This window comes from Nonomuraea turkmeniaca, assembly GCF_005889735.1.
In the GTDB taxonomy this organism is placed as follows: domain Bacteria; phylum Actinomycetota; class Actinomycetes; order Streptosporangiales; family Streptosporangiaceae; genus Nonomuraea; species Nonomuraea turkmeniaca.
On the sequence record NZ_VCKY01000254.1, the window covers coordinates 1 to 14,927 of the forward strand.

At 68.4% G+C, this 14,927-nt stretch carries 14 protein-coding genes; 6 read left to right on the plus strand and 8 right to left on the minus strand.

The features are described from left to right. Positions 1–433: 433 nt before the first annotated feature. The 3 genes from ETD86_RS45045 to ETD86_RS45055 are packed head-to-tail and all read right to left on the minus strand — an operon-like array spanning position 434 to position 3,217. Positions 434–1,585 carry an aminoglycoside phosphotransferase family protein gene (locus ETD86_RS45045; protein ID WP_138672768.1) on the minus strand — a complete coding sequence of 384 codons (1,152 nt, stop codon included), beginning with the start codon at positions 1,583–1,585 and terminating at the stop codon, positions 434–436. Then, complete coding sequence (locus ETD86_RS45050) at positions 1,554–2,705, minus strand: beta-ketoacyl-[acyl-carrier-protein] synthase family protein (RefSeq protein WP_138672769.1); 1,152 nt, start codon at positions 2,703–2,705, stop codon at positions 1,554–1,556. Before ETD86_RS45050 ends, ETD86_RS45045 begins: the two co-directional genes overlap by 32 nt. 14 nt (positions 2,706–2,719) lie before the next feature. After that, positions 2,720–3,217 (minus strand): carboxymuconolactone decarboxylase family protein, encoded by a 498-nt coding sequence (locus tag ETD86_RS45055; RefSeq protein ID WP_138672770.1) that lies wholly within the window; start codon positions 3,215–3,217, stop codon positions 2,720–2,722. A gap of 219 nt (positions 3,218–3,436) precedes the next feature. Between ETD86_RS45055 and ETD86_RS45060 the strand changes: the two genes are divergently transcribed. After that, entirely contained in the window at positions 3,437–4,315 is an 879-nt protein-coding gene (locus ETD86_RS45060) for an RNA polymerase sigma-70 factor (RefSeq protein WP_138672771.1), read from the plus strand. A 100-nt stretch (positions 4,316–4,415) separates the two neighbouring features. Next, positions 4,416–4,547, plus strand: coding sequence for a hypothetical protein (locus ETD86_RS59430; RefSeq protein ID WP_281287077.1), 132 nt, complete (start codon positions 4,416–4,418; stop codon positions 4,545–4,547). Positions 4,548–4,728: 181 nt separating this feature from the next. On the opposite strand, the gene ETD86_RS45065 is transcribed toward ETD86_RS59430, so the two are convergent. Then, positions 4,729–5,886: an erythromycin esterase family protein gene (locus ETD86_RS45065; protein ID WP_138672772.1), complete on the minus strand. Its 1,158-nt coding sequence runs from the start codon at positions 5,884–5,886 to the stop codon at positions 4,729–4,731. A 437-nt stretch (positions 5,887–6,323) separates the two neighbouring features. Beyond that, a complete protein-coding gene (locus ETD86_RS45075; RefSeq protein ID WP_138672773.1) occupies positions 6,324–7,523 on the minus strand; it encodes a coiled-coil domain-containing protein in 1,200 nt (399 codons plus the stop codon). 346 nt (positions 7,524–7,869) lie between these two features. On the opposite strand from ETD86_RS45075, the gene ETD86_RS45080 reads away from it, so the two are divergent. Further along, the gene (locus tag ETD86_RS45080; protein WP_138672774.1) at positions 7,870–10,806 is read left to right on the plus strand and encodes a Tn3 family transposase; all 2,937 of its coding nucleotides are present in this window, start codon (positions 7,870–7,872) and stop codon (positions 10,804–10,806) included. On the opposite strand, the gene ETD86_RS45085 is transcribed toward ETD86_RS45080, so the two are convergent. Next, positions 10,790–11,374 carry a nucleoside/nucleotide kinase family protein gene (locus ETD86_RS45085; RefSeq protein ID WP_206641479.1) on the minus strand — a complete coding sequence of 195 codons (585 nt, stop codon included), beginning with the start codon at positions 11,372–11,374 and terminating at the stop codon, positions 10,790–10,792. The two genes, ETD86_RS45080 and ETD86_RS45085, sit on opposite strands and share 17 nt — an antisense overlap. A 202-nt stretch (positions 11,375–11,576) precedes the next feature. Between ETD86_RS45085 and ETD86_RS45090 the strand changes: the two genes are divergently transcribed. Together ETD86_RS45090 and ETD86_RS45095 are read left to right on the plus strand one after the other, a co-directional pair. Next, the gene (locus ETD86_RS45090; protein ID WP_138672775.1) at positions 11,577–12,341 is read left to right on the plus strand and encodes a DinB family protein; all 765 of its coding nucleotides are present in this window, start codon (positions 11,577–11,579) and stop codon (positions 12,339–12,341) included. A 100-nt stretch (positions 12,342–12,441) separates the two neighbouring features. Then, entirely contained in the window at positions 12,442–12,642 is a 201-nt protein-coding gene (locus tag ETD86_RS45095) for a S1 family serine peptidase (RefSeq protein ID WP_164903669.1), read from the plus strand. A 129-nt stretch (positions 12,643–12,771) separates the two neighbouring features. Here the strand turns inward: ETD86_RS45095 and ETD86_RS45100 are convergent, their stop codons facing one another. Continuing rightward, a complete protein-coding gene (locus ETD86_RS45100; protein WP_127933457.1) occupies positions 12,772–13,170 on the minus strand; it encodes an MmcQ/YjbR family DNA-binding protein in 399 nt (132 codons plus the stop codon). A gap of 82 nt (positions 13,171–13,252) precedes the next feature. Next, the gene (locus ETD86_RS45105; RefSeq protein WP_127933456.1) at positions 13,253–13,690 is read right to left on the minus strand and encodes a hypothetical protein; all 438 of its coding nucleotides are present in this window, start codon (positions 13,688–13,690) and stop codon (positions 13,253–13,255) included. Between the two features lie 200 nt (positions 13,691–13,890). On the opposite strand from ETD86_RS45105, the gene ETD86_RS45110 reads away from it, so the two are divergent. Beyond that, entirely contained in the window at positions 13,891–14,748 is an 858-nt protein-coding gene (locus tag ETD86_RS45110; RefSeq protein ID WP_246149276.1) for a recombinase family protein, read from the plus strand. Positions 14,749–14,927 lie beyond the last annotated feature (179 nt).

The window sequence follows — 14,927 nt, forward strand, 5'->3', positions numbered from 1 at the left end:
GCCCCCGACCCTGCGCTGATCAGGACCGGGACGACGACCTTGCACGAGTGGGCCACCCGCCAGCACTGGCGCTCCTGACGACGGCGGCGACAACACGCCCCGGCTCAGTCGACACCAGCTCCATCTGCGCGCGGGGGTTGTCCAGCACATCGGCCGCCTTCCGCGTCACCGGCCGGCGTGCGAGGTGCCCTGGGCTGGCCCCGGCGCCCGCCGATGGGTTGAGGGGCAGGCGGAGCTAATGGACGGACCCCGTGGACCTGTCCGTCGCGGCGGCCGTCCCCCGCCGCACGACACCGCGGCCTCAGGAGGAAGGGCGGTTCTGTCACTGAGAGAGTGCGACGGCGTTCGTCGACCCGCTGAAGGAGGCAGTGATCGCTTTGGCGGAGGTGCTGCCGCTGAAGAGTGAGAGCGCTCTTGGGCTTGCATCGAACGCTTACCTGCGGCGTGCCGAGTAGGGCGGGAACGTTGTCGGGTCGGTGAGGCTCAGATCTGTGTCGGGCCAGCGTCGGCGGAGCAGGTCGGCCATCTGCCGTGCCCAGCCGGTGAGATGGGGCAGGGCGTAGTGAGCTTCGGCGGTGCGGGCGGCGGCCTCGAGCGTCGCTACCAGCTGAAGACGGCTGTCGTCGCCTGGCGCACGGGTGTCCAACAGCGAGAGTCGTTGCAGCCGGACGAGTGCGAAGGAGATGCATGCCGCTGCCAGGGCGAAGCCGTACCGTTGGTCGTCCTCGGCCTGGCGTACACCGCGAGCCAGAGCCTGGCGATAGGCGTCGGCGAGTCCGTCGGCGATGGCGTCGCCGACCGACAGCCACGCAGGACCGGGGACGTGCAAGCAGACGGCGTCGTTGAGGGCGTGGGTGTAACCCGCGAACTCGAAGTCGATGAGGCGGGGGTCAGGGACGCCTGAGGCATGCACGAGGGTGTTGTTGGCTCCTGCGTCACCGTTGCTGAAAGCCAGGAACGGTCCCGGCTCGGCCAGTTCCTCCAGCACGGCGACCAGCTCGCGCTCGGCCTGGCCGGTGATCGGCACACCGGCAGCGGCGGCTTGCCTGCGGCCCTCCTCGCGGAGCCCGGTCCATCGCCCCACGCGATCGGCAGCCGGGTCAACCGGTCCGAGAGCGCCCCGGCGGGCGTAGTAGGTTGCCGCCATGCATGCGGTGGCGGCGTGGAACTCGCCCTGTACGCGAGCGAAGGCGACCAGCCGATCCGCATGGGCCGCAGCACCATCCGCGCGTAACAGCTGATCCAACGCCACACGCGGGGCCAGGTCCTCCAGCACGGTGAGTCCGCTTGAGACATCGGCGGCGATGACACGCGGAGCCAGGCTCAGGGCCAGGTCCTCGGAGAGAAACCGCAGAGCTGCCAGCTCGGTGCGGGACCGCCACCCCTCGGAACGAGTCCGGTCCGGGTGGGAGGACCGCACCCATTTGACGATCACGTGCTCGTGACGGGCAAGGCCTCTCAGCTGTGCTCTCGCGACGGCCCAAGGCTCCAGGTGCTGCCACTCGCGCACGGTGACGGGCGAGGAATGGTGACGTGAGAGGAGGGATTCCGTCTCAGCGAGCCGGTTGATCACTTCTGTGGCCACCCGGGAAGTCTACGAGCATCAAGGGTCTTTGATCAGGCGCTGCTTGGGATCCGCGAGCGGGCGGTGGAGCGGCCGATCTGCAATGTGCGGGCGGCCTCGGTGACGCCGACGCCGACACCGACACCGACGCCGTCGGTGACCAGGCGTCGCAGCGTCTCATCTGTCCGGTCCGTCCAGCCTGAGCTGACCCGTCGAGAGCGGCTCGGCCGGGTGAGTACGGCGGCCGGTCCGGATCCAGGCGAGCTGAAGGACGCTCATCCCGAACAGCAGGACGCCCAAGGGGACGTGCAGGGCCGTCACCTGCGCGATGCCCAACGCTACCTGCGTCGAGATGAGCCCGAAGAACCCGGCCGCGTGCGGTCAGGCGCACCACCTGAAGCTCCTGGCTGGTGAGCCCGGCGACCGGGTCGTGGCCTGTGGCGCGGGTGGGCGTGGTCTCACCCGCCGCCCGAAGCTCCGCGGCGGCGCGCTCGGCCCACAGCGTCGCGCCGAGGAGGGTGAAGGTTTCCGCGGCGTGGCGCAGCTGGATGCGAGCGTCGGAGGCGCGGCGGGACCGGCGCAGCCACTCGCCGTACACCAGTGCCGATCTGGCCTGTTCGAACGGCCGGTCCGCACAGGACACCGCCGCGGTGAAGTGCGCCTCCGGGTCGTCGTCCAGGGACAGCAGGGCGCGGCAGCGCTCCAGCACGGCGTCCGACCAGGGCAGTGCGGCTGCCTCAGCCCAGCGGCGGAGCCGTTCGAAGGGTACGGGCGCCGCGTCGGCTCTGCCGAGCCGCACGGCGGCCTCGATCTCGTCCGCCGCGAAGCAGACGGCGCTGACCTGGTGGCCGATGGGGCCACGCGCGGCGGTCGCGAGCCGGTCGAGGACCGCTTCCCAGCGTCCGTAGCCGAGGTCCAGCATGGCCAGCGCCCAGACTCCCCACCCGGCGCTGATGGAGACCTGCTCGACCGCGAAAGGCCCGAGATCGCGCGCGGCGTGCTCGCGGCACCGCTCCATGATGTCCACGCCGGTGGCTCGTGACATCGGCACGACTTGGCGCCCCCGTTCGGTGAGGACGTCGACGACGTGGCGTCCCAGCCGTCCGGTCGCTCCTGCCACCGCGAACTTGGTGATGCTCATGCCTTATGCCTTTCTTACTCGCTGTAGTTCTGGCCGGGGGGCATGCCGGGGATCGGCTTGGCGATGAGAGCGGCGGGGGTGAAGAAGCCGATGTGGGCGATCGCCATGATGAGCGTCCAGAGCGCCTTGTCGTCGTAGTGCGCGGAAGCCTTGGCGTACAGCTCGTCGGGGACTCGCTCCCCGGACGGGTTCGGGGACAGGACTGCCTCCACCAGCTCCAGCGCGACCCGCTCGGCGTCGGTGAAGTAGGTGGCGTCCCGCCAGGTCGCCACGGCGGTGATGCGCTCCTCTGATTCCCCTGCCTGGCGGAGGTTGCCGGTTTCCCTGATGGTGAAGTACGTGCTGCCGAGCATCTGCCCGGCGCGCAGCTGCAGCAGGTGGATGGTGACCTGCGGAATCGAGCCGTTCTTGATGACCTTGTGCAGGCCTTCGCCGACTACCGCCATCTCGGGGACGAACGGAAGGGGGTTGGGCATGCGCGACCGGAGGTTGGTCGTCGTGGGTGTGGTCATGCTGGGACTTCCTTACTCGTGGTGTTGCGTCGTGACGAGCAAGAGATCCCGGCGATCCGCTCCTTGTGACAGCGGGACCCATGTGACATAGACCACGGATCGTCGGCGTCACAAAGCGGCGGGGGCCGGGATCGTATGGATATGGCACGGGTCGCGAACCAACAGGCAGGAACCAGTGATGAGCGAACAAAACCGACGGCCGCAGATCGTGGCAGTCGCATGGACGCGGCCACCGAGGCGTTCGTCGCCCACCGCAACCTGTTGTTCACTCTCGCCTACGAGATCCTCGGCTCCGCCACCGACGCCGAGGACGTCCTGCAGGAGACCTGGCTGTTGTGGGCGGGCGTCGACCTCGGCACGGTGCTGGACCAGCGCGCATACCTGATCCGGATCGCCACCAGGCAGGCGCTGAAACGACTGCGCACACTGGACCGGCGCAAGGAGACCTACGTGGGGCCGTGGCTACCGGAGCCGCTGCTGACCGCGCCGGATGTGGCCGAGGACGTCGAACTGGCCGACAGCGTCTCGATGGCGATGCTGCTGGTGCTGGAGACGCTCGGGCCGACCGAGCGGGCGGTGTTCGTGCTGCGCGAGGTGTTCGATCTGGACTACGACGAGATCGCCCAAGCCGTCGGCAAGAGCCCGGCCGCGGTACGCCAGATCGCCCACCGGGCACGCGCGCACGTCGCCGCGCGCCGGCCACGCGGCACCGGCTCCCCGGCCGAGCACCGAGCCGCCCTCCAGGCTTTCCAACGAGCGGTCGAAACCGGCGAGTTGCAGAGCCTGCTCGACATCCTCGCGCCGGACGTCGTCGCCCTGAGCGATGGCGGCGGTGTCAAGCATGCCCTGCTGCGGCCCATTGTGGGAGCTGACAACGTTGCTCGTTTGCTGGCCGTCGGCTGGTGGAAGCGCGACGCCGAAAGGTCGGTCGAGCTGGTGCAGATCAATGGCGGCCCGGGGCTGCTCGTCCGGGTTAACGGCGAGATCGACGGCGTGGTGGCGGTGCGAGTGGAGAACGGCTACGTCACCGGCGCCTACCACGTGCGCAATCCCGAGAAGCTGTCGCGGATTGAACGGGAGACCGCCGTGAGCCGCTGAGAACCCGTACCCAGATGCCGGGCTGGCGCGCGGCGTGCAGGGCCGCACCCTGTGACGCGCGACGCTCTCGTGGCAGACACTCCGGAGCGGACCGGAGGACTTGCTCGCCGAGCCCGAGTGGGCCGAGGTGCTCATCGACGTCGACCAGCGCGGCCTGACCTCGCTGTGCACCACGAACATGACCCACACGGGACGGTGCAGCTGCGCCGCGAGCGCCGCCGCCTGGAGCTGAGCGGGTCGCCTCTCCCAGGCCAGAGGCGTAGGCGCGCCGCGCCGCGCCGCGCCGGTGGCACCCATGGCGAAACAGACCTGCCGCCAACGAGGTTCACGGCCTTTATCAGGCAGGACACCGCGAGACCCGCATTTTTGGGAAGCCCTCGGCTTGTCGGCGCAGCCTGACACGCACGTGCCTGTCAACCCAGTCTGACGGCCTGCTTGAGGAAGACGACTCCATCGATCATGTCGAGCTGGGCCGGGTCCAGCGGGAAATAGGCGAAATCGTGGGAGATGCGCGGGGTGGGCTTCGTGATGGCCTCGGTCAGGCGGCGGGCGTCGATGAGAGAGTGGTCCCACGGGAGCGTGGACAGGAGGCCCTCGACGGTGTCCGGGGGCGGGACGTGGTCGCCCACCGTGCCGAGGGCTGAGGCCAGGAAGACGTACCGGTCGCCCAGATGCGTCCCGCTGATCGCCCCCGCACTCCACCACTCCAACTGCTGGTCGCCGAACGACATGAAGCTCTTGTTCCGCTGCAGGTGGAGATTGTGCGTGAAGACCAGGGCCGGACCGTGCTCGGCGACGGCAAGCAGGTTGGCGGCCATCATCGCGTCCCGCAGGGCCGACAGCCTGGCTATCCGGGCCGGGGACGTGTCGGCCATCCAGTGGTGGTAGCGGAGCAGACCGACGGCGGTGCGCCCGTACAGTGCCGCCCTCTCTCTGTCCTCCGTGCTCAGCCGTGGCGCCTGCGTGTCGAGCAGTGCCACCAAGTCGTCGGCGAGCAGCCGCAGCCGCTGGGCCTCGGCGGACTGGCCGATCGACTGGGACGGGTCCATGACCGTGGCTTCGTTCGTCCACCGGTCGTCCGGGCCGAGCAGCGTGTCGAGGGTTTCCATCGTGCACGGGAGCGGGCCGTCGAGGAGGGCGTAGAGGGCGGTGAGCGCCTGGCGCGGGCTCGCGGCCCAATACTCCAGCGGCCCGTCGAATCCGTAGAACCGGAGCTTTTCGTCATGCTCCTCGTTGTACGCCTGCATCCAGCGCACGAGCTCGCGGCTGGCCGGTGACGCGCCGAAGCCGTGGCTGAAGCCGCGTTCCATGACGTCGTCGAGCGTGCCCGCGCCCGTCGAGATGTAGTCGTCCACCACGAGGCCCATGAGGCAGTCGCTCTCGATGGCGAACGATCGGTAGCCCTCATGCTCGACCAGATGCCGGAAGATCTCGTTGCGCAACTCGCCCAGCTCCTCCACGAAGTGCCTGGCCTCGCCCAGGCCGAGCAGCAGGGGCTTGGCAGGCAGCGACCGGAGGAACGCCGAGACGCCCGCGCCGTCGAGCGGACGGGCTGTGTCCTTGATATCCATGACCTCAACGGTATCGTTGAACTTCCGGTGTAAACTTTGCCGCGGAAACACCCGCTCTCATCGCGATGAACCTTCAATCGGTGATGCATCCATGAGACCAGCGGACCCGGCGCGCGAGCACAGCCTGTCCACCCAGGCGATCAGGAGTGACGAGGACGCCGGCATCCTGCCCGCCCACGAACGCACCGTCCACGGCTATCGCACCTATACGCCGCTGCACGCGCAAGCCCTGCGCGCGTTCCTGGCCCGTGTACCCGGGCCACGGTCACCAACCGGCCACGTCGCTCATGCAGGCGGTCAACACGGGGTGCCATCGAGGACGCGCTGCGGCTCATCGACGAGAGCCAGGCCAACTCCCTCGACGACCGCCGCACCCTCCGGGCTGTCGAAGCCGTGCACAGCGAGCCGGCGCCCGTGCCGCAATAACGGCTCGTGGGTCAACCCGCTCGCAACTCTGCCGCGACCGCCCGTTCCCGCAGCTGAGCCGCCTCCGCTCGGGCCGCCTCCAGTTCGGCCCGCAGGTCCTCAAGCCGTACCCGCTCCAGCCGCAGCTCCGCCCGCGCCTGATCACGCTCCTTGGCCGCGGTATCGGCGCGTGCCTTCTCCCGTGTCACGAGCTTCCGCTCCCGAGCCAGCGCGGCCGCGTTCTCTTCCTCGACCGCCGCCACCTTCCCCGTCAACCGCTCGACCTCAGTCGCCGCCCGTTCGGCCTCCTGTAGTGCGACTGCCCGATCGCGCCCGGCCTCGGCCGCGGTGCGTTCGGCCGCGACCGCCCGTTCGACGGCGCGTTCCCGCTCCTGTACAGCCGCCTCCTCGCGGGCTCTGGCCGCGATCACGTCACGCTCGGCCTGCTCACGGTCCCGCACGGCCGCCGCCGTCTCTTCCCGGGCCCGATCCGTTTCCTCCCTTGCCTGCCCGGCCTCCTCCTGCGCCTGTACGGCCTGTGCCCGCGCCTCCGTGGCCCGCCGATCGGCCAGCTCCACCCGTTCGGACAGTTCCTGAACGGCCTGATCCCTGGCCCGTTCGGTCAGCTCAACCTGGTGTGCCGCTTCCTTGGCCCGCTGCTCGGCGGCATCCGCACGCCGTTGCGCCTCTTCGGCCGTCTGCAGGGCCTGCCGTTCGGTGCTTGCCGCCTCCCGCAACGCGGCCAGCGCCTGCTCCCGCGCCCGCTCGGCATCGTGGAGCGCGGTCTCTCGCTCGTTCTCCGCCTCCTGGAGCCTGGCCCGCATCTCGGCCGTTTGCCTGCGTGCGTGCTCGGCGGCCTCGCGCGCCAGCCGTACCTGCTCGAAGGCCTGCTCCCGCTCGGTACGCGCGATCGCGACCCGCGTATGCGCCTCGGCCTGCACGGCGCTGAGCTTGGCCTCCACGCCGGCGGGGCTCAGCTCGTCGGCCAGCGCTCGCGCCAGTGGCTCGATGGCCGCCGCCAGCCCGCTCTCCATGCGGTCATACAACTGCTCGGCCCTGGCCAGCGCTCCCTCCAGGCCTGGCGTGGCCCGCCGCAGCTCGCGCTCCCGCTTGGCGGCCGCCTGACAGTCCTTCTCCGGGCAGTACGCCTTCGGCCGCCCGCGTCCCCGCCGTTGCTCGATCGCCGCTCCGCAATGCTTGCACGGCGTCACCACGCTGGTCTCTGCAGTCACAGGCGCAGCCTACCATTTTCTATTTGCTAGAAAATCGAAATCAAAAATGATGGTTCGTTGTGTCGCTCGCGGCCCGCTCCAACTTGCGAGAAGGCAAGATTCCCGAAAGTAATCGTGAATACGAGAGTGCGTCTACGGGGTTGCGGACCCAGGCGTCGCTTGCAGGTGAAACTGTCGGTGTCGGCCCGGAACTCCTAAAGCTACGGCGAGCCGCAAAGTAGCGGTGAGCTATCTTTCGGGTTCGTCGCGTAGTGGTTGCAAGTAGGTCAATCCCGGTGAAATGGGCGACCTTTTCCTTGATCGTGAGCCATGTCCTGGTGGTGGTCTCGGTCTGGGAGTGGTGGGGATGCGCGCGGAGTGGGAACCGGATGAGCTGATCGGTTCGTGGACGCTGGTCGAGGGTGATTGGAAGCTGATCCGTAACAAGTCGGGCGCGACGCGGTTGGGGTTCGCGTTGTTGCTGAAGTTCTATGAGCTTGAGGGCCGGTTCCCGGACGGTCCGCAGGCGGTTCCGCTGGTCGCGGTCGACTATGTGGCGTCGCTGGTGAAGGTCGACGCCGGGGAGTTCGCGAAGTACCGGTGGACGGGGCGGACGATCGAGTATCACCGCAAGCAGATCAGGGAGGCGTTCGGGACGCGGCCGGCGACGGAGGAGGATGAGGACCGGTGGGCACGGTGGCTGGCGGAGGAGATGTGCCCGACGGAGACGAGTCGCCAGCGGCTTGCTGAGGCGCTGCGCCGCAGATGCCGGAGCGAGGATGTGGAGCCGCCGACGCCCGGCCAGGTGGAGCGGGTGGTGGGGTCGGGCCTTTCCAAGTTCGAGGTGGCGTTCTCGGAGGGCGTGGTGGGCACACTGGGGTCGGTGGTGTGCGGCAGGTTGCAGGATCTGCTGGACCGTCCGCATGTGCTGGCGGAGTTGAAGTCCGACCCGGGTCCGCTGGGGTTGGACACGTTGCTGGCGGAGATCGGGAAGCTGGCGACGGCTCGGTCGCTGGGGCTGCCGGACGGGGTCTTCTCCGGGGTGTCGGATCGGATCGTGGCGGCGTGGCGGACGCGGGCGATGCGGATGTACCCGTCGGACTTCGAGGACAGCTCCGAGCCGGTGCGGTACACGCTGCTGGCGGCATTGTGCTGGACGCGGCAGGCCGAGCTGGTCGACGGGCTGGTCGGGCTGCTGATCGACCTGATTCACCGGATCAACGCGCGGGCCGAGCGGCGGGTGGAGCGGGAGCTGGTCGGCGAGTTGACGAAGGTACGGGGCAAGCGCGGCATCTACGTCAACATGATCAAAGCCGCGATCGAGCGCCCCGACGACACGGTGCGGGAGGCGGTGTATCCGGCGGTGCCGGGTGGGGTGGGAACGCTGAAGTCATTGGCGCGGGAGCTGATGGCCACCGAGCGGGCTGTCTCCGAGCGGATCCGCTACCAGCTGCGCGGCTCCTACTCCCACCACTACCGGCGGATGCTCGGGCCGATCCTGGCGGCGTTGGAGTTCAAGTGCAACAACACCGCCTACCGACCGGTGATGGACGCGATCGACTTGCTGTCTCGGTACGCGGGGGTCGCAGCGACCGAGCGGTACTACGCCGAGACCGAGCGGGTGCCGATCGAGGGCGTGGTGCAGTGGGCGTGGCGGGACGCGGTGGTGGACGCCGAGTCCCGGCGGGTCGAGCGAATCCCGTACGAGCTGTGCGTGCTGATCGCGTTGCGGGAGGCGCTGCGGCGCCGTGAGGTGTACGTGCAGGGCGCTGGCCGGTGGCGCGATCCGGACAAGGACCTGCCCGGCGACTTCGAGACCAACCGCGACGTCCACTACGCCGCCCTGTCCAAGCCCCTGGATGCCACCGAGTTCATAGCCGACCTCAAAAGCCGCCTGACCGCGGGCCTGGACCGGCTGAACACCGGCCTCGTCGAGGGCACCACAGGAGGCGTGAAGATCACCACCCGGAAGGGCAAGCCGTGGGTGTCGGTCCCGAAGCTCGACAAGCTGCCCGAGCCGAAGAACCTCACTGCTCTGAAGGCCGAGGTGCAGCGCCGCTGGGGCACCATCGACCTGCTGGACATCCTGAAGAACACCGCGTTCATCACCGACTTCCCCGACCTGTTCACCTCGGTCGCGACCCGCGAGGTCCTGTCCAAGGAGACCTTGAGCAAGCGGCTTCTGCTCGTGTTGTTCGCGCTCGGCACCAACATGGGGATCCGACAGATGTCAGCGACCGGTGAGCACGGCCACACCGAGGCCGAGCTACGGCACGTCCGCCAGACCTTCATCACTCGGGAGAACCTGCGTGCCGCGATCGTGTCCGTGGTGAATGCGACCCTGGAGGCCCGGGACCCGAAGTGGTGGGGGAAGGCGACGTCGACGGCATCGGACTCAAAGCGGTTCGCCTCCTGGGACTCCAACCTGATGACCGAATTCCACGCCCGGTACGGCGGCTACGGCGTCATGATCTACTGGCATGTCGACAAGGGTCGGCTGTGCGTCTACTCACAGCTGAAGTCGTGTTCCTCCTCGGAGGTTGCGGCGATGATCGAGGGGCTGCTGCGGCACGGCACCGACGCCGACATAGAGGCGAACTACACCGACACCCATGGAGCTTCGCTGGTGGGTTTTGCCTTCACCGAGGTCCTGGGGTTCAAGCTGCTGCCCCGGCTGAAGAACATCGGCGCGATCCAGCTGTACGCGCCGACCGCGAACCAGGCCGCGTGGCCGAAGTTGGCGAAGGTCCTGAAGCAGCGGCCGATCGACTGGGATCTGATCGCCCGCAACTACGATCAGATCATCAAGTACGCGACCGCGCTCCGCCTTCGCACTAACGAGGCCGAGCAGGTGCTGCGCCGGTTTATGAAGTCCAAGAGTGGGGGCCCCAAGCAGCCGGTCTACCTCGCCCTGGAAGAACTCGGCCGGGTCGTGCGCACCATCTTCGCCTGCGACTACCTCGCCGATGAGGAACTCCGCCGTGAGATCAACAATGGGCTGCAGGTCGTGGAGAACTGGAACAGCGCCAACGACAAGATCTTCTACGGTCGTGAGGGCACCCTCACCGGTTCCGATCGCGAGCACGCCGAGGTGTCCATGCTCGCACTGCACCTACTCCAGTCCTCGCTGGTGTTCATCAACACCCAGCTCCTCCAGGCCGTGCTACGAGATCCGAAGTGGGCGCGGAAGCTCACCGACGAGGACCACCGGGCGCTCTCACCCCTATTCTGGGTCCACATCAACCCCTACGGCCGGTTCCGCCTCGACATGAACACCCGCCTCGATCTCAGTCTGGCCGCCTGAGGACGAGTTCATGCCGATCCCCGGTCGTTCCGGGGCGCGCGGATCGGATGTCCCAGGTCGGCTCGTGGAGCTGATCGTTGTACACGATGATGTCAGCGTGATCGGTCGGGCGGGCTGTCGCGAAGTAGAGCTGTTGGGATGGGATGTAGCGGTGGCGCCAGGACCGTTCGATCTCGGCGGCATCGGCGGATCCGGCCATCGCCATGCTGCGGGTCAGGGCGCGATCTATGGTCTGCTCGAAGTCGACGGACACGAAGATCCGCAGATCCCATTGGTCGATGAGTTCTGGCCGCAGGAGGAAGACGCCGTCGAAGAGGAGTACGGCGTCTTCGACGGCGGTCGTGGCCGGTGAGGACAGCGGGCCGGTCAGCATCGCGGTCGTAGACCGTGTGCTGGAACTTGCGGTCTCCGCCTGGGCCGAGCGGATCAAGCAGGACTTGGCACAGCGCTTTGTGATCGTGAGCGTCGTGCCGCCATCGAAGACACAAGCCACGAGAACCCGGGCGGCGCGGCCATCGTCGCCTATCTGGTCGGCGAACGGCGACCCGACGAGCTGCTCACGAGCCAACTGGGTAGTTGGCTACCCGCGCCGATGATTCCACGCGTCTACGTCTGGCTGGACGAGATGCCTCTCAACCGCGCGGGCAAGATCGATCGTCGAGCGCTCGCCAAGACGCTCGATCCCGCACTCCCCCGCCCGGACGCAACACGCAACCCTCACGTTGTGCCATTCACTGGCGCGGGCGGGACGGATACGGGAAACTGTCCCGATGCCTGCTGAATACACCCAAAGTGACCAGTTCCGTGGTGCCCGCATCCACCTGTGCGACCTCTCCGGCCTCGAGATTCGCGATTGCGACGTCACCGGCCTGAAGATCGTGGACTGCTATGGGGGCAACGTCTCCCTCGGTGGCAGCTTCGAGCGTGTCGTTGTCAACGACGTCGACGTGACCGCCTACGTCGAGGCCGAGCTCGACCGGCTGCATCCCAACCGGGTGCTGGCCCGTGAGGCCACGTCCGCCGCCGAATACCGGGCCGCTTGGGATGCCATCGAGAAGCAATGGGAGGAGACGCTCGACCGCGCCAGGCGCCTACCCGAGGCGAAGCTGCACGAGCAGGTCGACGGCGAGTGGTCGTTCGTCGAGACGCAGCGGCATCTGCTGATGGCCAGCGATGCCTGGATCGGCAACGCCGTGCTCGAGGAGGACGCGCCGTACCACCCGTTGGGCCTTCCTGGCGGCGGGATGCCGGCCGAAGCATCGGCGAAGCTCGGGCTCACCCTCGATGCCACCCCGACGCTCGACGAGGTACTCGCGCCGCGGCTCGCCCGCATGGCCACGATGCGCCGGGTCGTCGTCGAGCTCACCGAGGCCGAGCTCGACCGGGTATGTGGTCGCAAGCCGGCCGACCCCTACCCGGACAAGGAGTACGTCGTGCGCCGTTGCCTCACGGTGGTGTGCAAGGAAGAGGCCGAGCATCACCGGTATGCGGTCCGCGACCTCACCGTACTCGAGGCCGGTGCCCGAACCGAGTGAAGGCGCGTCCCGGCAATGGACGGCGATCTCGCGATCCTGCGCTTGACCAGCCCATCTGTCGGAGCCCCTCATCGCACCCGCACTGCCCAGCCAGGGCGCGGTGCCGACCGGCGAGGTAGTCACGACCGGCTACGGAAAGACCAGCAATGCGGGCTTCCCCAACGAACGACGCGAGGTCTTCCTCGATGTCACGCCGCGGTGGACCTGCGAAGGCATCTACCAGTTCGTGAAGCCGATCACGCCCGGGATGAACTGCACCCGCAAATCCGGCCAGACGGCCGGAGCATGCGGCACTGGGTGATGTCGTCATCGGAATCGTCTCCTGAAATATCTCTGGCCAGTGCGGCAACCCGACCTATCCCACCGTGAATAGGAATGTTTCTCAGCACCGAACCTGGATAAGCGGCAACGTGGGGAGGTAGCCGGCGGTTCATCCACCTGCCTTCAGCCGGAACGCGAGGCGGCGGGGCGCCTGCACGCGATAGCTGTCCGTCACCAGCTCGGCAACCTCGACCCAGTCCGTCTCGTCGTCCAGCACCATTCCCACGACATTCACACCCCAGTCGGCCCGGAAGAACGGAGGGCCGGCATGCGCCAGCGCGGCCAACTCCCCGGGCGGCGCCCGGAAGGTCATCAGGATGGCCGGATCGTCCATATCGATGTACGCCGACCCCCTCCCGTCGGTGGTGTAGACGTGCAGGAACGTCCGCCGGCGAATCCGCCACCGCAGGCCGATCCACGCCGGCTCCTCGTACGCCTCGGGCAGCTCCCCGCAGATCACCCGGAGCCGGCCCACAACGGCGGGTGGAACGTCCGCGATGTCGCTCATCTGTACCTCCCGCGCCCATCCTGCCCGCCGGGTAGGACATCAGCACATCAGAGTCTCCGGGGTTGGCGGGGCCGCGCCGACGTCATAGGACTATCGGGCCCAGCTCGGTGACGACGCTGGCAAAGGTTCGGATGAGATCGGTTTCGGCGGCGGTGCGCCAGACAAGCGCGAAACGGGCGAGTGGTGCGTCGCGGATGAGCGGGTAGGCGATGCCGGGGTGTGGCGCCAGGCGTCTGGCTTGGGCCGTCACGGGTGCGATGGCCTCGCCGGTGAGCAGGAGTGGGATCTTCTGGTCGAAGCTGGCGACTTTCGGGCCGATGGTGATCGGTCGGCCGCTGGGGGTGTGGGTGGGGATGAAGGTGTGGCGCCAGTAGTCCGGCGCGGCGCCGCCGTCATCTGTGACCTCGGGCAGGGCCGTACCGCCTTCGGGGGGACCGTTCTGGTGGAATGAGATCTGTCCTCGAGGACGCGGTTCACACCCAACCGCGCTCTTGGCCAGGGCGCGGGGGTGGACCTGCAACGGAACCGTTTCTCCTCTTACAGCGATCGCGAGCCTGATATCCGCGTGAGCCTTGGAGGGTCGACGACGACAACGCAGTGTTTCATAGGTGGAAACCTATGAAACACCGCCTCCGGCCGGACGCGTCCAGGGCGAACGCTGTTTCATAAGTCGGTGCAAATGGATGGCTGTCTGAAACGTTCCTATGAAACACTTCCGGGGTGTACGACGAGTTCCTCCGCGTGGAGGCCCACGCCTGCCCGATGACCTCCTGCGCTGCCCCGGCCGGCTCCCCCTGCCGAACCGGCAAGGGCAAGGTCGCCGTCCAGTACCACACCGCCCGCTTCCGGCTCGTGCCCGCGTTCGCCAAGGCGCTCAACGTCCCCACTCCGGCCATCCGCAAGCCGGGCACACTGTGGATCGAACTGCCCCGCCCTGCCACGGCCGACGCCGAACCGGCCGGGCACGCGCGGATCGGCTACGCCCGCGCCTCCACTCTTCGCCAGTCCCTGGACACCCAGCTCGACGCGCTCAAGGCCGCCGGCGTCACCCGCGTCTTCGCCGAGAAGATCTCCACCCGCGCCACCATCCGCCCCGAGCTCGACAAGGCCGTCACCCTGGCCCGGGAACTGCGCGCGGCGGGCGTGGCGGTCACGCTCGTGGTGCACGAGCACAAACGGCTCGGCCGCGGCCTCGACCTGGCCGCCCTCGCCGAGCAGCTGCGCGCCGCCGACATCGGCCTGGAGTTCCTCACCGGCGAGCTGCAGGGCTCCCACGACCCCTCGGGCGTGGTGTTCACCGTGCTGGCCGCGCTGTCGGGGATGGAACGCGAGTACATCCGCGACCGCACCCTGGAAGGCCACGAATCCGCCCGCGCCCGCGGCAAGGCCATCGGCGGCGCCGCCGTCACCGACGAGAACATGCTCGCCATGGCCCTGCACCTGCGCGGCCAGAACCTCAGCCTGCGCGACATCGCCGCCCGCCTCGTCATCACCAGCGGCGCGAAAAAGGGCCGTCACCCCTCGGCCGCGACCGTCCTGCGCATGCTGCGCGACCACGACCAGCAGAGCGCGACCTGACGGGCCCGGCCCCGTCAACGCCCGGGGTACGGCTGAACGCGGAGCTATCGCGGGCGGATCGCCTCGGCCGCGCGGCGGCAGACCGGGTAGACCGGGTTCCCGCCGGCGTCCAGCCCCTCCACCAGACGGTCATCGATCACCACGACGTCCCACTCGCCCGGGGCGACCCTGCCCACCAC